Below are 18503 nucleotides of genomic sequence, written 5' to 3' on the forward strand. Positions count from 1 at the left end.
CCGAGGAGCCGAGGCCGGATAGCACGCATGGCGCAGACGAACGGACGGACCACGGCGCGGGACGGCACGCCGATCGCCTATTCTCTCCACGCGGGCGCGGGCGGCCGGCGGATCGCGCTCATCCATTCTTTGGCGATGGACCGCAGCTTCTGGGACCGGGTGGTGCCGGCGCTGCTTCCGGTCGCGGACGTACTCACCCTCGACTGCCGCGGCCACGGCGCCTCCGGCAAGCCTGACGCGCCCTTCACGGTGGAGCAGTTCGCGGACGACCTCGCCGGCGTGATGGACCATGTGGGCTGGACGAGCGCCGCGGTGGCTGGCGCCTCGATGGGCGGCTGCGTGAGCATCGCGTTCGCCGCCGCCCATCCGGAGCGCACGGACGCCCTCGGCCTCATTGATACCACGGCCGGCTACGGCGCCGACGCCGTTGCCGCCTGGGAAGAACGCGCCATGAAGGCCAAGGAGGGCGGCATGGCCGCGCTCGTTCCGTTCCAGAAGACGCGCTGGTTCGGCGACGCCTTCCGCGAGGCCAATCCGGACGTGGTGGACGCCGCCATCAAGGTGTTCCTCGCCAACGACGTCGACGCCTATGGGCGCACCTGCCGGATGCTGGGCGCCTGCGACAAGGTCGCGGCGCTGCCGCTGTTCCGCATGCCGGTGCGGATCGTGGTGGGCGAAGAGGACTATGCCACCCCGCCCGCCATGGCGCAGGCCATGGCCGAAGCCATTCCCGGCGCGCGGTTGAGCATCATCGCCGGGGCGCGCCATTTCACCCCGCTCGAGGTGCCGGACACCATCGCGGACATGCTCAAGGCGTTGCTGGCGGAGGTTCCCGCGTCATGATCTTCACCGGCGAGATCGAGGTCGCGGCGCCCCGCGCGGTGGTGTTCGAAAAATTGAAGGATGCCCGCTTCTTCGCCTCCTGCGTCGAGGGGGTGCGCGATCTCAACGAGATCGACGCCACCCACTACACCGCGGTGATGGAAACCAAGGTCGCCTATATCCGCTTCAAGTTCGACGTCACCGTCGAGGTGACGAAGATGGAGGCGCCCGGCCGCATCGAGGCCAAGGTGGAGGGCGTACCCGCCGGCGTGGTCGGCCGGCTCACCGGCACCGCCAAGGCCGACCTCGAGGACCGCGGCGGAGCCACCGGCATCGCTTATGCGATCGAGGTGGCGCTGGCCGGCAAGCTCGGCGCGCTGGGCCAGCCGGTGCTGAAATCCAAGGCGCGGGAGATGGAGCGCAGCTTCACCGCCAACCTGCGCGATGCCTTTGGAGAGAAAGGGGAAGCGGCATGATTCCCTTCGCCCTGGAAGAGCCCGCCTCGTTGGCCGAGGCGGTGCGCCTGATCGATCCGGAGGATCCCACCTGCCGCCCAATCTCCGGCGGCACGGCCTTGATGCTGATGATGAAATCGGGCGTGTTCCAGCCCTCGAAGCTGGTCAGCCTGCGCCGGGTCGAGCCGCGCTTCTCCGCCTTCGCGGTGACCCCTGACGGCGGCCTCGAGGCCGGCGCCCTGGTGCGCCTCGGCCAGTTGGAGCGCGCCGACGCGGTGCGCGCCGCCTTCCCCGTCCTCGCCGATACGTTCCGCGTGCTCTCGAACGTCCGGGTGCGCAACGTCGCGACGCTGGGCGGCAATCTCGCGCACGCCGACCCGCACATGGACCTTGCGCCCGTGCTCATGGCGCTCGGCGCGCACGTCACCGCCACCGGCCCCTCGGGCAGCCGCGCCATCGCCCTGGCCGATCTGTTTCGCGGGTATTATGAGACCTCTCTGGAGCCGGACGAGCTGATCTCCGGCCTCTCCGTGCCGGCCCAGGCCGGCCGCCGCTCGGCCTATGTGAAATGCACCACCCGCGCGGCGCACGACTGGCCGGCGCTCGGCGTCGCGGTCTCGCTGGCGGTCAAGGACGGCACGATCGAGGACGCCCGCATCGTGCTCAGCGCGGCGGTGGAGACCCCGACCCGCATGACGGAGGCGGAGGCGGCGCTGAAGGGCGCGCCGATCGGCGAGGACGCGTTCCGCGCCGCCGGCGCGGCGGCGGCCAAGGCCGCCGAGGTGACCTCGGACGTGCGCGGCTCGGCGCCCTACAAGACCCAGCTGGTGCGCGTGAACGTCGCCCGCGCCCTCAGGAAGGCGATCGCATCCGAGGGAGCGGCGTAATGTCGGTGACCCAGCTCAAGACCCATCCCCTCATGCCCAACGGCCAAGTGGGGCGCGCGGTGCCGCGCCTCGAATCCCTCGCCAAGGTCACGGGACGCGAGGACTACACCCACAATCTGCGCCTGCCCGGCATGCTGCACGCCAAGATCGTGCGCTCCACGGTGGCGCACGGGCGCATCCTCGCCATCCACACCGAGGAGGCGAAGGCGGTCGAGGGCGTCCATTCGGTCGTCACCTGCGAGGACATCCGCGCCATCATCCCCGAGCCGTTCTTCGGCCCGGCATTCCACGACCAGCCGATCCTCGCCACCGGCAAGGTGCGCTATGTGGGCGAGGCGGTGGCGGTGGTGCTGGCGCGCGATCCCCACATCGCCGACGCCGCCGCCCAATTGGTGCGCGTCGACTATGAGGAGCTGCCCGCGGTCTATGACGAGGTGGAGGCGGCGACCTCGAACGTCTATGTGCACGAGACCCTCAAGCCGGCCGGCACCTTCCCGGACCTCAAGCACCTGGAAGGCAAGCGCGACACCAACGTGGCGCTGGACTACCGGCTGATCCGGGGCGACGCGGAAGCCGCCTTCGCCCGGGCGGCCCACGTCTTCGCGCACGATTTCACCACCCAGCAGGTGATGCACACCCCGTTCGAGCCGATGATCTCGGTGGCCGAGCCCACCAGCGCCGGGCTGACCATCCACACCGCCTCCCAGAGCCCGTCCTTCGTGCGCATCGAGATGGCGCGGCTGCTGAAGTGGCCGGAGAACCGCATCCGCGTGAAGACCAGCCATCTCGGCGGCGGGTTCGGCGCCAAGCTCTACATCAAGCTCGAGGCGCTCGCCGCCGCGCTCGCCCTGCTGGCGGGCCTGCCGGTGCGGGTGGCCCTCACCATGGAGGAGCAGTTCTACACCATCACCAAGCACGCCACGACGTTCCGCATCAAGAGCGGCGTCGACGCCGACGGCAAGGTGATCGCGCGGCGCTGCGACGTGTGGTGGAACGGCGGCGCCTATGCGGACATCGGCCCGCGCGTGACGCAGAAGTCCGGCTTCACCGCCGCCGGCCCCTACGACATCGACAACGTCTATCTGGAATCGGTGGCGGTCTACACCAACCGCCCGCCGGCCGGCGCTTTGCGCGGCTTCGGCATCCCGCAATTGGTGTGGGCCTATGAGAGCCACACCGACCTGATCGCCCGCGGCATCGGCATGGACCCGGTGGAGTTCCGCCGCAAAAACATCCTGCGCGACGGCCGCCCCCACGCCACCGGCACCATCATGCAGGACGCCGCCATCCCCGAGGTGCTGGAGCGCACCGCCGAGCGCATCGGCTGGGACCAGCCGTTCGCGCGCGGCACCGGCACCATAAGGCGCGGGCGCGGCATCGCCATCGGCTTCAAGGCCTCGATCTCCCCCACCACCTCGGTCGCCATCGTCAACGTGTCGGCGGACGGCTCGGTGACGCTCTATTCGAGCACCGTGGACATGGGCCAGGGCTCCGACACCGCCATGGCGCAGATCGTCGCCGAGGTGCTGAACGTGCCCACGGAAGGGGTCTGCGTGGTGCGTCCGGACACCGACGTCACCCCCTACGACATGGCGACGCTGGGCTCGCGCTCCACCTTCCACATGGGCAATGCGGTGCGCCTCGCCGCCGAGGACGCCAAGACCAAGCTCGACCAGCTCGCCACCGAGCTGGGACTGCCCGCGCGCAGCAACATCCCGGTCGACCAGCTGTTCAAGAAGAAATACGGCATGCAGGCCGGTAACGTGATCGGCATCGGCTCCTTCATCCCCTCCTACAAGTCGCCGGACCACGACACCGGCCTGTCCGACAACGTCACCCCGTTCTGGATGATCGGCGCGACGGCGGTGGAGATCGAGGTGGACACCGAGACCGGCCACGTCACCATCACCCGGATGGTGAACGTGTGCGACGTGGGCACGCCGCTGAACCCGAAGGTGGTGGAGACGCAGATTTCCGGCGCCGCCATCATGCAGCTGGGCTTCACCATGTCTGAGAAGATGGAGCTGGACGCGGGCCAGGTCACCAACGCCTCGCTCGCCGATTACAAGATCCCCTCCATCCTCGACATCCCCCATCTCATGGAGAGCGAGGCGGTGGTGGCGACCCAGCATTCCGGGCCGTTCGGCGCCAAGGGCGTGGGCGAGAGCGCCACCTTCGGCGTCTCCCCCGCCATCGCCAATGCCATCGAGGACGCCGTGGGCGTGCGCGTCACCGCGCTCCCCATCACGCCGGAGGCGGTCTACCGCGCCATGCGCGCCGCCGCGAACACGCCGCTCGAGGACTTCTGAGATGGCCGATCTGCGCACCATCAGCTTCACCCTCAACGGCCGCCCGGTCACCGCGCGGGTCGCGCCGCACCATTCGGTGGTGGAGCTGCTGCAGAACGAGTTCGGCCTGTTCGGCGCGCGCGAGAGCTGCGGCCAGGGCCTGTGCGGCTGCTGCACCGTCAAGGTGGACGGCGACCCGGTCTCCGCCTGCCTGTTCCTGGCCGTGTTCCTGGAGGGAACCCGCGTCGACACGGTGGAGGCGCTCGCCAAAGGCGGGGTGCCGAGCATCGTGCAGCAGGCCTTCATCGAGGCCGGCGCCTTCCAGTGCGGCTTCTGCACGCCGGGCTTCATCATGATGACCGAGCGCCTGCTGGAGGAGCACCCCGACCCGGACGAAGACCTCATCCGGCACTATCTGTCCGGCAATCTGTGCCGCTGCGGCACCTATCCGGAGATCATCGCCGCCGTTCAGCTCGCCGCCCGCCGCCGCAGCGCGGCGCGGCTCGACAAGGCGTCCTGAGGGCCGCCCGCCGCGACGGGACGTGAAGGAGCCACGCGCCGACCACGCAACCTGAGGATCGGGACGCAGACCGGGCAACGCCAAGACAGGCCCGCTTGCGTCCGCGGGAGGAAACGCATGAAGAGGAACGAAGTGCCGGTGGCGCCCAACGCACCGGCCGAACTTGCTTGGGGCAGCGATGTCGCGGCGGCCATGCTGCGCGAGCTGGGCATCGAATATGTCGCCCTGAATCCCGGCGCCAGCTATCGCGGCCTGCACGACAGCCTGGTGAACTTCCTCGGCAACGACGCGCCCCGGATGCTCTTGTGCATGCACGAGGACCACGTGGTCTCCATCGCCCACGGCTACGCCAAGGCCACCGACCGGGCCATGGGGGCGATCCTGCATTCCAATGTCGGGCTGATGCACGGCCTCATGGGCGTGTTCAACGCCTATTGCGACCGCATGCCGATGATGATCCTCGGCGCCACCGGCCCGGTCGCCCCGGAGATGCGCCGGCCCTGGATCGACTGGATCCACACCGCCAAGGACCAGGGCGCGCTCTTGCGCGACTACATCAAGTGGGATGACGAGCCGCGCTCGCCGGAGGGCATCGTCGAGGCGTTCCTGCGCGGCAACCAGCTCACCCACATGGAGCCGCGGGCGCCGGTCTATATCTGCCTCGACGCCGGACTCCAGGAGCAGAAGCTCGCCAAGCCCGTGGCCTTGCCGCCGGTGGAGCGCTACGCCCTCGCGCCGCCGCCGAGCGCGGACGACGCCACGGTCTCGCGCGTCGCCGACCTGCTGCTGTCCGCCAAGGCGCCGCTGCTGCTGTTCGGCCGCGGCTCGCGGGCGCAGGAGGCGTGGGACGCGCGCGTGAAGCTCGCCGAGCTGCTGAACGCGCGCGTCATGACCTCGCTGCGCGAGCGCGCCGCCTTCCCGACCGAGCACCCCAACCACGTGGTGCCGCCCTGCTACTGGCTGACCGCCGCCGCCAAGGACCAGGTGCGCGCGGCGGACGTGATCGTCAGCCTCGACTGGGCCGACTTCAACGGCTTCCTGATGCAGGTGACGCGCGACACCGCCTCGATTCCGGCGCGGCTCGTCCATGTGTCGCTGGATTCGAACCTGCACCGCGGCTGGAGCATGGACTATTTCGCTTTGCCGCCGGTGGACGTGCCGGTGCTGGCGAGCCCGGACCGGTTCGTCGCCCAGCTCCTCGCCGAGGTGGAGGCGCGGCTCGCCAAGGGGGCGACGGCCGCCGCGTCGAAGCCCGAGCGCGCCCCGCGCGCCGAGGCCGTCTACAAGGGCAAGCCGGGCGGCGAGATCGCTCCGCGCGACGTGGAGGTGGCGCTCGCCAAGGCGCGCGGCGAGCGGCCGTTCTCGCTCGCCCACGTCACCATCGGCTGGGCCGGCGACGTCTATGCGTTCCGCGATCCGCTCGACTATCTCGGCCATGACGGCGGGGCGGGCCTCGCCGCCGGCCCCGGCATCACGGTGGGCGCCGCGCTGGCGCTCAAGGATGCCGGCCGCGAGGTGGTCTCGGTGCTGGGCGATGGCGACTTCCTGCAGGGTGTCACCGCGCTGTGGACCGCCGCCCACTACGAGCTGCCGGCGCTGTTCATCGTCTCCAACAACCGCTCGAACTTCAACGACGAGCTGCACCAGGAGGCGGTCGCCAAGGCGCGCGCCCGGCCGGTGGAGAATCGCTGGATCGGCCAGCGCATGGACGAGCCCATGGTGGACCTCGCCGCCATCGCCCGCGCCCAGGGCGTGGCCGCCGAAGGCCCGGTGCGCACCCACGCGGCGCTCGAGGCGGCGATCGCCCGCGGCCTCGACCACGTGGCGGCCGGCAAGCCCTATCTGATCGACGTGCACGTGGAGGCGGGCTACGCCAGCGCCCCCCTGTCGCGCGGCGCGTGACGGCGCCCGAAGAAGGCGCGCAAGACGGGGGCCGGACGCCAAAGGCCCGGCCCCGAGGAGGAAGCCCGAACCAAAGGAGAGGGAGATGAAACGCCATATCGCCGCGGCCTTCGCCGCGACTTTTGCCGCAACCTTCATGTTTGCCGGCACAGCATCCGCCGAGGACTACCCCACCCGCGCCGTGACCATCCTGGTCCCGTTCGCGCCCGGGGGCATTGTCGACATCGCCGCCCGCGTGGTGGGCGAGCGGCTTCAGAACAAATGGGGCCAGCCGGTGGTGATCGAGAACCGCGCCGGCGCGAGCGGCATGATCGCCGCCCAGGCCGCCGCCAAGGCCAAGCCCGACGGCTACACCCTGCTCGGCGCCGAGGCGGGCGTGAGCATCATCAACGAACTCGTGTTCAAGACCGCGAACTATTCGATGGAGAAGGACTTCATCCCGATCATCACCATCACCGACACGCCGATCGTGCTGGTGGCCAACGCCAATTCCGGCATCTCCTCGATGAAGGACTTCCTCGCGAAGACCAAGACCACGGAGCTCGACTACGCCTCGCCGGCCACCGGTACGCTGAACCACCTGACCGGCGAGTGGATCGCCATCGAGTCCGGCGCCAAGATCCGCCACATCGGCTATAAGGGCGGCGCCCCGGCGGCGACCGCGGTGGCCGGCGGCGAAGTGCCGCTCGCCGTGCTCGCCTATTCCTCCGCCAAGCCGTTCGTGGATTCCGGCCGCGTGAAGATGCTCGCCGTCACCGACGGCAAGCGCGTGGCGGTCGCCCCCGATCTGCCCACCCTCCAGGAAAGCGGCATCCCCAACGTCTCGACCACCCAGTGGGCCGGCTTGTTCGCGCCCGCCGGTACGCCGCAGCCCATCGTCGACAAGATCCAGAAGGACATCGCCGAGGTGCTGGCCCTGCCGGAGGTGAAGGAGAAGCTCGGCGCGGTGGGCGCCGCGCCGCAGCCGTCCACTTCGGCGGAGTTCGCCGCGCGCCTCAAGAAGGAACGCGAGCAGTTCAAGAAGATCGTGGCCGCCGCCAAGGTGGGCGTGAACTGATCCCGCCCCGGCCGGCTTTGGCCCGGCCGGGTCCGTGGATGTGACGATCGGGGCCCGCGCTCACCGGCGCGCGGCCCCGAATTTTTTCCGCCCGCGGCCGCGGCTCAGGCGGACACGGACGCCGCGGCAAGGCTCGCCTTGCGCCGGAGCGCGCGCTCGCGCGCATAGGAAATCGCGCCGACCAGCAGCAGGAAGGCGACGCCGGTGAGCGCGACCCAGTCGGGCACCACGCCGAACACCAGCACCTGGACCACCATCGCCCAGACCACCGACGAATAGCGGAACGGCATCACCACGGCGACGTTGGCCGCGCGCATCGAGCCGATCATGGCGTTGAAGGCGACGGTCGCCACCACCCCCGCCGCCACCGCATAGGCGACCCCGGCGGGCTTGAACGGGCGCAGGCCCTCGAACAGCATCAGGCCGAGCGAGAACACGCTCACGCCGATCGCCGCCACCAGCGCCGCGAGCGCGGTGGAGCAGCCCGGCGGCAGGCGCCGCGCCGCGAGGTCGCGCACCACGGCGCAGACCATGCCGAGCGCGGCCACCGCCAGCCAGGGATCGAACCCCTGGATGGTGGGGCGCACCACCAGGATCACCGCCGCGAACGAGACCAGCACCGCCGCCCAGCGCCAGGCCCCCACGGGCTCGCGGAACGCCAGCGCCGCGCCGAGCGTCGCCAGCACCGGCGCCAGCATGAGGATGGCGGTGGCGTCGCCGATGGGCAGATGCACCAGCGCCGAGATGTAGAAGCCGATGAACAGCACCTCCCCCACGGTGCGCAGCAGCACCAGCGGGTGGACCGCATCCTTGGGGCGCGCCAGCGCGCCGCCCTTGAGCGCCAGCAGCCCCAGCAGCGGCACCAATACGAGGCCCCGGATGAACAGCGCCTGGCCCACGGTCAGCGTCTGCGCCGAAAGCTTCAGCAGCGTGTCGTTGCCGATCAGCGTCGCCATGGCGAGCATCATCAGCAAGATGCCCCGGCGCTCGTCCTGTTGCATGAAAACTCCTTGAGCGCGGCGCCGCCTCACAGGCGGCGGAACACGCGATAGCGGGGCGCGAACCAGTCCCGGCGGGCGAGGAAGGCGCGCCAGGGCGTGGCGCGGGCGGCCTGGCGCTCGGGCGCGGCCAGCGCCTCCGCACGGGCGATATAATGCAAGGAGAGCCGAGTGGCCGGGAACGGCGCGCGCGCGGCGACCTCGAAGCGGCGCACCATCAGCCAGTCGGGCGCGCGCATGAGCAGCGGGATGTGCTCGGTGTCGTACCAGGCGTCGAACTCGGCCTCGCCTTCGGGCGGCACGTCGAACCAGATGGAATTGATCACCGGCGCGTCGAGCGCGGCCGCGGCATCGATGCCGTCCCTCAGGGTGCGGCTCACCTCGCGCGCCAGATGGCGGGAAAGGTCGCCTGCGCGGTCCGGCAGGACATCCCCCTGCCCCGCGCCGCCGCGTTCGGCGATCACGAGGCCGAGCGGCGCCTCGGCCGCCGCATAGCGCCGGGCGTCGGCGAGGCCGAGGCCCTCGGGAAGCCCCTCCGGCGCCTCGGGCGCCGTCTCCCAGTAGAGGATGCCGGCGCCGGCTCCCGTCGTGTCGCAGCTCACGTCCGCGTCTCCCCGAGTTCCATGCCTCAGGCCGCCGTGCGGCGGTCCTCGAGGATCATGTCGGCCGCCTTCTCGGCGATCATGATGGTGGGCGCGTTGGTGTTGCCCGAGGTGATGGTGGGCATCACCGAGGCGTCCACCACGCGCAGGCCGGCGATGCCGTGGACCCGCAGGCGCGAGTCCACCACCGCGCCGGCGTCGTCCCCCATGCGGCAGGTGCCGACCGGGTGGAAGATGGTCATGCCGTAGCGCCGGGCGGCGTCCTTCAGCTCGGCGTCGGTCTGGGCGGTGATGCCCGGCTGCACCTCCTGCGGCCGGAAGCGCGCGAGCGCCGGCCCGGCGATGGCGCGCCGCACCGCGCGCATGGCGCCGGCGGCGATGTCGAGGTCGCGTTCGTCGGTGAGGAAATTGAGCTGGATCTTCGGTGCCGCCATCGCATCGGGCGAGGCGATGCGCACATGCCCGCGGCTGAATGGGTTCAGCAGGCACGCCGAGGCGGTGAATCCGGGATAGGGATGGGGCGCGTCGCCCACCTTGTCGAAGCTCACCGGATAGGCGACGAACTGCACGTTCGGCGTCGGCGCGTCCGGGGCGGAGCGGGTGAAGGCGCTCACCAGCGCCGGCGGGATGGTGAGCGGCCCCTTGCGCAGCAGCGCGTACTGGAGCGCCATCTTCGCCTTGCCGAGCCAGGTCGACGCCTGCTGGTTCAAGGTGATGGTGTCCTGAACCTTGAACAGCATGCGCAAGGCCACGTGATCCTGCAGGTTCTCGCCGACGCCCGGAAGGTCCGCCACCACCGGGATGCCGAACTCGCGCAGCCGCGCCCCGTCGCCGATCCCCGAGCAGGAGAGCACCTGCGGCGAGCCGACCGCGCCGCCGCAGACGATCACCTCGCCCGCCGCCTTGGCGTGGCGCGCCATGCCGTCCTGCCGGAAGGCGACGCCGGTGCAGCGCCCGCCGTCGAAGGTCAGGCGCTCCACGTGCGCGCCGGTGAGCACCTTCAGGTTCGCCCGCGTGAGCGCCGGACGCAGGAAGGCGCGCGCGGTGCTCCAGCGCAGCCCGTTGCGGCGCGTGAGCTCGAACCGGCCCACGCCCTCGCTGTCGCCTTTGTTGAAGTCGTCGGTGCGCGCAATGCCGCTCTCCACGCATGCCTGCTCGAACGCGTCGAGGATCTCCCAGCTCTCGCCGATGGGCTCCACCGCCAGTTCGCCGCCGGCGCCATGGAAGGCGTTGGCGCCGTTGGCGTGGTCCTCGGAGCGCTTGAAGTAAGGCAGCACGTCGTCCCAGCCCCAGCCGGGATTGCCGAAGCTCTTCCAGCGGTCATAGTCGGCCGCCTGGCCGCGGATATAGACCATGGCGTTGATGGAGGAGCAGCCGCCCAGAACCTTGCCGCGCGGATACTTGATCTGCCGTCCGCCGAGCCCCGGCTCCGGCTCGGTGGTGAAGCACCAGTCCACGCGCGGATTGCCGAAGGTGAAATAGTAGCCGATGGGAACGTGCAGCCAGATGTAGCTGTCCTTCGGGCCGGCCTCCAGCAGCAGCACCCGCACGGCGGGGTCCCTGGTGAGCCGGTTGGCCAGCACGCAGCCGGCCGAGCCGGCACCGACGATGACATAATCGAAGGTCCCGGCGTCTTGCGGCGCCGCGCGGCCCTTCTGTGCGTCTGCCATGGGTTTCCCGCACTTTCCTCGGCGATCTGACGGCGCGCCTGCGATCAGGCGGCGCCGCCGATGCGTCTTGCCCGGTCCCGCCGGCGCGGACCTTCCGGCGGCAGGGCGGCGCCGCAGGCCTCCCCGCTGGGAGAGAGGCCGCTGGTCGCGCCGCAGGATCAGCGTGCAGACCCGCCCGGCGCGAGGCAAATGACCCTTTCACATGCTGCCATGACGAACGCTCATGCCGGCGCGGCACGCGCCGGCGCGGCGTTCGGCCAGGCCGCGCGGCGGCAGGCGGGCCGGGCGTGCGGCAGGCGCAGAACGGGAAGGATTCGAGACCGCGAAAGACGCGAGGAACCAAAGCTGCGAGGCACCAGATCCACGAGAACGCGAAAGGGCGCCGGCCCAGAGGCCGGCGCCCTTTCAGCAATCAAGACCCGCGCACTGGGCTGCGCGGGAAAGACTCAGGCCGCCTGGGCGGCCGCCTCGGTGCGGGCGCGGTCGGCGGCGCCCTTGGCGTCCTCGTCGCGGTCCACGAACTCGATCACCGCCACCGGCGTGCAGTCGCCATAGCGGAAGCCGGCCTTGATGATGCGGGTGTAGCCGCCCGGACGCTCCTTGTAGCGCGGGGCGAGCACCTCGAAGAGGCGCTTCACCACGGCCGGATCGCGCAGCTCGGCGACCGCCTGGCGGCGCGCATGCAGGTCGCCCCGGCGGGCCAGCGTCACCAGCTTCTCGACGATCGGACGCAGGTCCTTCGCCTTCGGCAGGGTGGTGACGATCTGCTCATGGGTGATGAGCGCGCCCGCGAGGTTGGCGAACATCGCTTTGCGATGCTCCCAGGTGCGGTTGAACTTCCTATGTACCTTGCCGTGACGCATGACGGCGAACTCCTGGAATTGGGCGGCGTTGCGAGCCGAAGGGGGAAAAGCGGCTCGGGCCGCTTCTGACTGTGTTCAGTAGTGCTCCTCGAAGCGCTTCGCCAGCTCTTCGATGTTCTCCGGCGGCCAGCCGGGCACTTCCATGCCGAGGTGCAGGCCCATGGAGGCGAGCACTTCCTTGATCTCGTTCAGCGACTTGCGCCCGAAGTTCGGGGTCCGGAGCATCTCCGTCTCGCTCTTCTGGATCAGGTCGCCGATATAGACGATGTTGTCGTTCTTCAGGCAGTTGGCCGAGCGCACGGAGAGCTCGAGCTCGTCCACCTTCTTGAGCAGGGCGGGCGAGAAGGGCAGCGTCTGGATCGCCGTCGCCTCGCTCTCGCGCTTGGGCTCCTCGAAATTGACGAAGATCTCCAGCTGGTCCTGCAGGATGCGCGCGGCGTAAGCGAGCGCGTCCTCGGCGGTGATCGAGCCGTCGGTCTCGATCTGCATGGTCAGCTTGTCATAGTCGAGGATCTGGCCCTCGCGGGTGTTCTCGACCTTGTAGGAGACCTTGCGCACCGGCGAATAGAGGCTGTCGATGGGGATCAGGCCGATCGGCGCGTCCTCGGGCCGGTTGCGGTCCGCCGCCACGTAGCCCTTGCCGGTGTCCACCGTGAACTCGATGCGCAGCTCGGCGCCGTCGTCCAGGGTGCAGATCGGCAGGTTCGGGTTGAGCACCTGGATGTCGCCGACGGTCTGGATGTCGCCGGCGGTCAGCACGCCCGGACCGGTCTTCTTCGCCACCATGCGCTTCGGGCCTTCGCCCTGCATCTTGATGGCGATGTCCTTGACGTTGAGGATGATGTCGGTGACGTCCTCGCGCACGCCGGGGATCGACGAGAATTCGTGCAGCACCCCGTCGATGTGGATCGACGTCACCGCCGCGCCCTGCAGCGAGGACAAAAGGATGCGGCGCAGGGCGTTGCCGAGGGTCATGCCGAAGCCGCGCTCCAGCGGCTCGGCGACCACCGTCGCGAGACGCCTCGGATCGTGGCCGGGATTGACCTGCAGCTTCTCGGGCTTGATCAGCTCTTGCCAGTTCTTCTGAATCACTTGGATCACCTTGCTTTCTCGCCGGGCGGCGTCGGGGCCGGCCTCCGGCTCCGTCGCGCATGCCCGTCCCGTATGGGGAGAAAAACCGGGCAGTAGGCCCGTGGGGCGCCGGCCCCGCGGGAGATGCCGATCAGACGCGACGGCGCTTGCGCGGGCGGCAGCCGTTGTGCGGGATCGGCGTCACGTCGCGGATGGAGGTGACGAGGAAGCCCGACGCCTGGAGCGCGCGCAGCGCCGACTCGCGGCCCGAGCCCGGCCCGGAAACCTCGACCTCGAGGGTGCGCATGCCGTGCTCGGAGGCCTTGCGCGCCGCATCTTCCGCCGCCACCTGGGCGGCGTACGGGGTGGACTTGCGCGAGCCCTTGAACCCCATGGCGCCGGCCGAGGACCAGGAGATGGTGTTGCCCTGGGCGTCGGTGATGGTGATCATGGTGTTGTTGAACGAGGCGTTCACGTGCGCCACGCCCGAGGCGATGTTCTTGCGCTCGCGGCGCTTTACGCGGGTTGCTTCTTTGGCCATGTGGTCCTTGATCCTTCAGGCGCGCCCGTAGCTCCAGGCGCTCGGGATGGCCCCTTGCGGGGCGGGTCTCGTCAGCGGGACTGCGCGCCGCTCACTTCTTCTTGCCGGCGATCGGCTTCGACGGCCCCTTGCGGGTGCGGGCATTGGTGTGGGTGCGCTGGCCGCGCACCGGCAGGCCGCGGCGATGGCGCAGGCCGCGATAGCAGCCGAGGTCCATCAGGCGCTTGATGTTCATCGCCACTTCGCGGCGCAGATCGCCCTCGACGATGTAGTCGCGGTCGATGGCCTCGCGGATCTGCAGCACTTCCTGGTCGGTCAGCTGGTTCACGCGGCGCTCGGCCGGGATGCCCACCTTGCCGACGATCTCCTCGGCCTTCTTGGGGCCGATGCCGTGGATGTACTGGAGCGCGATGACCACGCGCTTGTTGGTCGGAATGTTGACGCCGGCGATACGAGCCACTGCTCTCTTCTCCATGTGCCGCGAGGGCGCCCTGGGGGTGCCTGCGGGTGTTGCTCCGCGTCCGGTGGAGGCCGGCCCCTGCGGAGATGAACAAGCGCCGCCCCGCCCAACCCTTCCGGGCGGGCCGAACGGCACCCAAACCAAAAGCGAGGGAGTGCCCTTAGCCGGGATTCGTGACGCCGTCAACCCCGGAGGGGGGATTCCGGCGCTGCGGCACGCCCCCGGCGATGGCCGCGGACGGCGCGCGGCGGGACGGCACGGGCGCGCCCGGCAGGACCGGCGATACGGCGCCGGGGCCGCAAGAGAAAGGGCAGCGCCAGAAATGGAAACCGGCATCCGGCCTTGGGGGCCGAACGCCGGTCTCTCCTCGGGGCGCGCGCCCCCGCGACGCGCGCTCAGAAGTCGCGCGAGACGAACAGCAGCACCTGGCTGGCGTCGGTCGAGGCCAGGCTCGGCCCGAAGCCGGTGGGAACGTAATCCTTCGCGCTGTTGTACGTGTAGTCGTACTGCAGGGCGATGGTGAGTTGCTTCACCGGGTTGAAGGCGATGTAGCCGCCCACATTGTAGTTGGTGCCGCCCGACATGCCGTAGAACAGCTGCGCCGTGGGATCATTGAGATCGAACGCCGCATAGCCGCCGAACAGCGCCGAGCTCCACTTCTCCGACCAATTGTGCAGGAACGAGGCGGTGACGTTCCAGCCCGAGACGGTGCTGAGGCCGGCCGGGCTGATGAAGGCGTCGGGCGGGGAATACATGCCCGACGGGTCGACCAGGCCGAGATAGGCCATGGCGCCGTCCGCATAGGCGCTCTGGATGTAGAGCGTGTCGCCCTCGGCCAGCTTGTCCAGCTTGAACATGATGCCGGCCTGCAGCGCATAGCCCCAGGTGCTCTGCGAGGTGAGCGTGTTGAGCACGTTCAGGGCATTGGTCTGGTGCAGGGCGCCGGAGAGCTGGGCCTCGCCCCAGTCGCCGGAATATTTCAGGTTGCCGACGATGTCGGTGGCGCTGACGCCGGCCTGAAAGTCGCCGTCGGTGACCGGCAGGAGCGGATTTTGCGCCAGCACGCCGCTGTTGCGCTCCGCGGCGCTCTCCAGCGAGATCGTGGCGCTGAGGCCGCTCGAGCCGAACTCGTAGGTGTAAGCGAGAAGGTTGAGGCGCACGTCGTCGCCGATGGTCGCCGGGTCGGTGCCGAGCACGTTGGCGTTGGCGTAGAAGTCGAAGAACGACTGCGCCTTGCCGAAGGTGAAGCCGGCGAACTGGATATAGGCGTTCCAGACCTCGACCTCGGACTTGTTCGGCCCGTCCGACCACGGATCGGCCGAGCGCCACTTGAAGCGGCCCTCGAAATAAGAGCGCAGGGTGCCGTATTCGGTCGAGGTGCGCGCGTCGAGAATCACGCCGGCGGTGGCGATGGAATAGCTCTTGTCGTTCTCGGGCGGGTAGTCGGTATAGGTGTTGAAATAGCCTTCCGCCCAGACGTATCCGCCGACGCGCAGGCAGGTGTCGGTGCCGGGAATGTAAAAGAAGCCCTCGCCCTGCTCGGTGCAGGCGCGCATGAAGGCGCTCTTGGCCTTGGTCGGCATGAGGTCGGCGGCGGCGGCAGGGCCTGCCGCCACGCCCATGGCCAGGGCGACGGAGGCCGCCGCGAGCGCCGCACGGGCGACGCGATCGCCCCGGCGCGCTGAGGAGGAGAAAGAGAGCGTCATGAACCACCAGCCCCTTATGATATAGTATATCTTTTACTGCTTCACGGGGCCGGATGCAAACATCCCGGAGGCTAAAAACGCCGCAGCAGAAAATCTCCTGCGCTGCCCCCCACCCCAAGCGACCCGGCCATCACCCAACGCATAACGTCCAGCACCCATCTGGACGTGAACCCACCGGGCGCTGGCCCGGTCCGCCCACTGCAGGCGGTGCATCGCCACCGGGCGCCTGTACCCGTGGCGCCAAGGCGGACGATGCCGGCCGCCTTGTCCGCACCCACCCTGCCCGCTCCCACCGTCGCCGCCTCGGACATGGCATGCGCACCGGACACGGCATGCGAGTCGGGCGGAGTGAGCGGCGACCGGCTGGGCGCCGGCAACCGGTGCGAAGCGCCGCGCGGGGCGTTCCCGCGGTGCGGCGCCGGCGGCGTCTGGCGCCATCTCGGCGCGCGTCCCGTTCCGCCACTCCGAAGCGCCGTTTGATCGGACGCCGGCGGGGCGAAGAAGTGCTCTACGGCGGCCCATCGCCAAAGCACCCGGCGACGGCACTTAGCAGAACCTCCAGTTTTCCCGGCCGCGACATAGACCTCGGCGCCCGGATATCCTGTTACCTAAACTATGCACCTCGGACTGTGCGTTGGGAATGCTTGAAGGCAAACTCTAGCTCTATTCCAAACTACGCACACTTACGTAACGTCAAGCATTTGAACAAAGAAAAACCCCGGCGGTCGCCCGCCGGGGTCTCTCGGAACCAAGAAGAAGCTTGGATCAGAAGTTGCGCTGCGCGCGGATGCCGCCCGACCAGATGTCGGTGGAACCACCGATGATCGAGGTGGCGCCCACCTGCTGCAGCGGAACGTCGGCCGAAACCTTCGAGTAGACCAATTCCAGGCCCAGATCGAGGTTCTTGACCGGCGACCACACGAGGTCGGTACCAACCTGCCACAGGTCGGCGTCAGTGACGGCGATGGCCGTCGTGTCGCCGGGCTCGTACTTGGTGTAGCTGCCGAACACGACGGAGCGCAGGCCGGGGGTCCAGAAGTGACGGAACTGGCCCATCACGCCCCAAGCGGTCGACAGGTTGTAGTCGCCGAAGGCGGTCACAACGGCGTCGGCCAGCGGCACGTAAGCGCCCGAGAGGTTGCCGAACTGGTCGATGTCGACCTTGCCCCACGCGGTGGCCGTGCCCTGGCTGTTGCCGCCCATGCCGGCGTAGCTGATCGCGCCCTTGGCGTAGCTGGCCTGCAGGAGGAAGCTGTCGCCAGCCGAGATCATGTCCGCCTTCAGGATGAGGGCGCCGCCGATGGCCCAGCCCCACTGATCCGACGAGGAAGCGCCGGGGAACAGAGCGAACTGATCGAGGGTGTTAACCTGATGGAGAGCACCGGACAGCATCGCGGTACCCCAAGCCTGGTCGAGGCGGAGGTTCGCCACGATGTCAGGCACGGCGTTGCCGGCCTGCCAGTTCTGGTAGGCCAGCGAGCCCGAGGTGCCGGTCACGAACGGGTTGAAGCCGAACGGGCCGATCGAGCCGACGGCGACACCCGACGCGGTGGTGCCCTGCACGCCGGTCACGCGGTTGGCGCCGTCTTCCAAGGCGAGGGTCGCCGAGAAGCCGTTGCCGAACTGCGCGGTGTAGGCGATCAGGGTGGTCCAGGTGTTCGAACCCGCGAACGGGGTCGTCATCATGTAGTTCACGCCGATGTCGAAGAACGACTGCGTGTAACCGAAGGTGAAGCCGGCGAACTGGATGAACGCGCGCTCGAAGTAGAAGCCGCTGTTCGGGCCCGAGCCGGCGCCCGACTGCGAGTTCCACTCCATGCCGAAGCGGACATACGAGCGCAGGGTGCCGTAGTCGGTCTGGGTGCGGGCGTCCATGTCGAACACGCCGCGGGTACGGGTCAGGATGTCCGCATCGTCCGAGTCACGGAACGGGAACGCGAAAGCGCCGACGCCCGGGCCGTTGAAGCCGGCCGAAGCGGTGGTCGCGATGTCGGGACGGAAGGTGCCGACGGCGTTCGCGTAAGCGTCGAAGCGGGCATAGCCGCCGATCTTCAGGCAGGTGTCCGTGCCCGGGATATAGAAGTAGCCGGCGCCGTAAGCGGAGCACACCTTCACGTATTCGACCGCCTTCGCCTTAACGGGCAGGTCGGCGGCCTGAGCCCCAGCCACCGCGACGAGACCCGCCGCGCTGCCGAGGAGAAGGCTCTTCACCATCTTCATCGTGACCTCCAAGTTTGGTTCCGAGGGAGCGAGTTCCGCTTCGCCGGTGCGGCTGCACCCGAGAGGTTCTTGCCCCGATTCCCATCTACACGCTCAACACATCGCTGAACGTGCGATGGGCGACCGGGGTCTGCCCCCCTTCGTCGCAAAGCCACCATACAAAAGGCCGGTCCGTGATCAACGATATCTCGGCCGCAAACGCCCTTCCGCAGCCGTTATTCCGCCGACTGTTGCAGGAAAGGCACTGCCGCTTTCGACCCACCCCGATACCGTTTGCCGAACGCGCGGAAAGGCCCCGCTGGGCGGCAGGATGCCTTTCCTCACAAGCATTCTCGGACGGTAGGAAGGTGGCGGAGACGGAGGGATTCGAACCCTCGAGACCCTTTTGGGGGTCTGCTCATTTAGCAAACGAGTGCCTTCAGCCTCTCGGCCACGTCTCCC

General features: G+C 69.2%; 16 protein-coding genes and 1 tRNA gene. 7 read left to right on the plus strand and 10 right to left on the minus strand.

Features of this window, described 5'->3' with window-relative positions; genetic code table 11:
• Window positions 1–27 precede the first annotated feature (27 nt).
• The 7 genes from ABLE88_RS01580 (at window position 28) to ABLE88_RS01610 (ending at window position 7931) form a co-directional block, all read left to right on the plus strand.
• On the plus strand, window positions 28–843 hold the full coding sequence (locus ABLE88_RS01580; RefSeq protein WP_348829621.1) for an alpha/beta fold hydrolase: 816 nt from the start codon (window positions 28–30) through the stop codon (window positions 841–843).
• Window positions 840–1298 (plus strand): SRPBCC family protein, encoded by a 459-nt coding sequence (locus ABLE88_RS01585; protein ID WP_348829622.1) that lies wholly within the window; start codon window positions 840–842, stop codon window positions 1296–1298. Before ABLE88_RS01580 ends, ABLE88_RS01585 begins: the two co-directional genes overlap by 4 nt.
• Complete coding sequence (locus ABLE88_RS01590; RefSeq protein ID WP_348829623.1) at window positions 1295–2164, plus strand: FAD binding domain-containing protein; 870 nt, start codon at window positions 1295–1297, stop codon at window positions 2162–2164. The genes ABLE88_RS01585 and ABLE88_RS01590 overlap by 4 nt, the downstream gene beginning before the upstream one ends.
• Entirely contained in the window at window positions 2164–4473 is a 2310-nt protein-coding gene (locus ABLE88_RS01595; RefSeq protein WP_348829624.1) for a xanthine dehydrogenase family protein molybdopterin-binding subunit, read from the plus strand. Before ABLE88_RS01590 ends, ABLE88_RS01595 begins: the two co-directional genes overlap by 1 nt.
• Window position 4474: 1 nt before the next feature.
• Window positions 4475–4972, plus strand: a complete 498-nt coding sequence (locus tag ABLE88_RS01600; RefSeq protein ID WP_348829625.1) for a (2Fe-2S)-binding protein — start codon at window positions 4475–4477, stop codon at window positions 4970–4972.
• Window positions 4973–5089: 117 nt separating this feature from the next.
• On the plus strand, window positions 5090–6874 hold the full coding sequence (locus ABLE88_RS01605) for a thiamine pyrophosphate-binding protein (protein WP_348829626.1): 1785 nt from the start codon (window positions 5090–5092) through the stop codon (window positions 6872–6874).
• A gap of 85 nt (window positions 6875–6959) precedes the next feature.
• The gene (locus ABLE88_RS01610; protein WP_348829627.1) at window positions 6960–7931 is read left to right on the plus strand and encodes a Bug family tripartite tricarboxylate transporter substrate binding protein; all 972 of its coding nucleotides are present in this window, start codon (window positions 6960–6962) and stop codon (window positions 7929–7931) included.
• A 104-nt stretch (window positions 7932–8035) separates the two neighbouring features.
• On the opposite strand, the gene ABLE88_RS01615 is transcribed toward ABLE88_RS01610, so the two are convergent.
• The 10 genes from ABLE88_RS01615 to ABLE88_RS01660 all read right to left on the minus strand — a co-directional run bounded on the left by ABLE88_RS01615 (window position 8036) and on the right by ABLE88_RS01660 (window position 18502).
• Complete coding sequence (locus tag ABLE88_RS01615) at window positions 8036–8932, minus strand: DMT family transporter (protein WP_348829628.1); 897 nt, start codon at window positions 8930–8932, stop codon at window positions 8036–8038.
• Window positions 8933–8958: 26 nt separating this feature from the next.
• Window positions 8959–9531, minus strand: a complete 573-nt coding sequence (locus ABLE88_RS01620; RefSeq protein ID WP_348829629.1) for a hypothetical protein — start codon at window positions 9529–9531, stop codon at window positions 8959–8961.
• 26 nt (window positions 9532–9557) lie between these two features.
• Window positions 9558–11201 (minus strand): GMC family oxidoreductase, encoded by a 1644-nt coding sequence (locus ABLE88_RS01625; RefSeq protein WP_348829630.1) that lies wholly within the window; start codon window positions 11199–11201, stop codon window positions 9558–9560.
• Between the two features lie 446 nt (window positions 11202–11647).
• Window positions 11648–12064 (minus strand): 50S ribosomal protein L17, encoded by a 417-nt coding sequence (gene rplQ, locus ABLE88_RS01630; RefSeq protein ID WP_348829631.1) that lies wholly within the window; start codon window positions 12062–12064, stop codon window positions 11648–11650.
• A 75-nt stretch (window positions 12065–12139) separates the two neighbouring features.
• Window positions 12140–13156, minus strand: coding sequence for a DNA-directed RNA polymerase subunit alpha (locus tag ABLE88_RS01635; RefSeq protein ID WP_348831058.1), 1017 nt, complete (start codon window positions 13154–13156; stop codon window positions 12140–12142).
• A gap of 130 nt (window positions 13157–13286) precedes the next feature.
• Window positions 13287–13676 carry a 30S ribosomal protein S11 gene (gene rpsK / locus ABLE88_RS01640; RefSeq protein WP_348829633.1) on the minus strand — a complete coding sequence of 130 codons (390 nt, stop codon included), beginning with the start codon at window positions 13674–13676 and terminating at the stop codon, window positions 13287–13289.
• Window positions 13677–13767: 91 nt separating this feature from the next.
• On the minus strand, window positions 13768–14136 hold the full coding sequence (gene rpsM, locus ABLE88_RS01645; RefSeq protein ID WP_348829634.1) for a 30S ribosomal protein S13: 369 nt from the start codon (window positions 14134–14136) through the stop codon (window positions 13768–13770).
• Window positions 14137–14531: 395 nt separating this feature from the next.
• On the minus strand, window positions 14532–15842 hold the full coding sequence (locus ABLE88_RS01650) for a porin (protein WP_348829635.1): 1311 nt from the start codon (window positions 15840–15842) through the stop codon (window positions 14532–14534).
• Window positions 15843–16607: 765 nt separating this feature from the next.
• Entirely contained in the window at window positions 16608–18062 is a 1455-nt protein-coding gene (locus tag ABLE88_RS01655; RefSeq protein WP_348829636.1) for a porin, read from the minus strand.
• Window positions 18063–18410: 348 nt separating this feature from the next.
• Window positions 18411–18502 (minus strand) — tRNA-Ser (locus ABLE88_RS01660).
• Window position 18503 lies beyond the last annotated feature (1 nt).

Origin of the sequence: Xanthobacter luteus, assembly GCF_040049235.1 — a bacterium.
Taxonomy (GTDB): domain Bacteria; phylum Pseudomonadota; class Alphaproteobacteria; order Rhizobiales; family Xanthobacteraceae; genus Xanthobacter.

Excerpts from the sequence above, each read along its gene's own strand:
- ABLE88_RS01585 (WP_348829622.1), top strand. The coding sequence starts at position 840 with ATGATCTTCACCGGCGAGATCGAGGTCGCGGCGCCCCGCGCGGTGGTG.
- ABLE88_RS01655 (WP_348829636.1), bottom strand. The coding sequence starts at position 18,062 with ATGAAGATGGTGAAGAGCCTTCTCCTCGGCAGCGCGGCGGGTCTCGTC.
- ABLE88_RS01595 (WP_348829624.1), top strand. The coding sequence starts at position 2,164 with ATGTCGGTGACCCAGCTCAAGACCCATCCCCTCATGCCCAACGGCCAA.
- ABLE88_RS01590 (WP_348829623.1), top strand. The coding sequence starts at position 1,295 with ATGATTCCCTTCGCCCTGGAAGAGCCCGCCTCGTTGGCCGAGGCGGTG.
- ABLE88_RS01580 (WP_348829621.1), top strand. The coding sequence starts at position 28 with ATGGCGCAGACGAACGGACGGACCACGGCGCGGGACGGCACGCCGATC.
- ABLE88_RS01600 (WP_348829625.1), top strand. The coding sequence starts at position 4,475 with ATGGCCGATCTGCGCACCATCAGCTTCACCCTCAACGGCCGCCCGGTC.
- ABLE88_RS01610 (WP_348829627.1), top strand. The coding sequence starts at position 6,960 with ATGAAACGCCATATCGCCGCGGCCTTCGCCGCGACTTTTGCCGCAACC.
- ABLE88_RS01605 (WP_348829626.1), top strand. The coding sequence starts at position 5,090 with ATGAAGAGGAACGAAGTGCCGGTGGCGCCCAACGCACCGGCCGAACTT.
- ABLE88_RS01650 (WP_348829635.1), bottom strand. The coding sequence starts at position 15,842 with ATGACGCTCTCTTTCTCCTCCTCAGCGCGCCGGGGCGATCGCGTCGCC.
- rplQ (WP_348829631.1), bottom strand. The coding sequence starts at position 12,064 with ATGCGTCACGGCAAGGTACATAGGAAGTTCAACCGCACCTGGGAGCAT.
- ABLE88_RS01625 (WP_348829630.1), bottom strand. The coding sequence starts at position 11,201 with ATGGCAGACGCACAGAAGGGCCGCGCGGCGCCGCAAGACGCCGGGACC.
- ABLE88_RS01615 (WP_348829628.1), bottom strand. The coding sequence starts at position 8,932 with ATGCAACAGGACGAGCGCCGGGGCATCTTGCTGATGATGCTCGCCATG.
- rpsK (WP_348829633.1), bottom strand. The coding sequence starts at position 13,676 with ATGGCCAAAGAAGCAACCCGCGTAAAGCGCCGCGAGCGCAAGAACATC.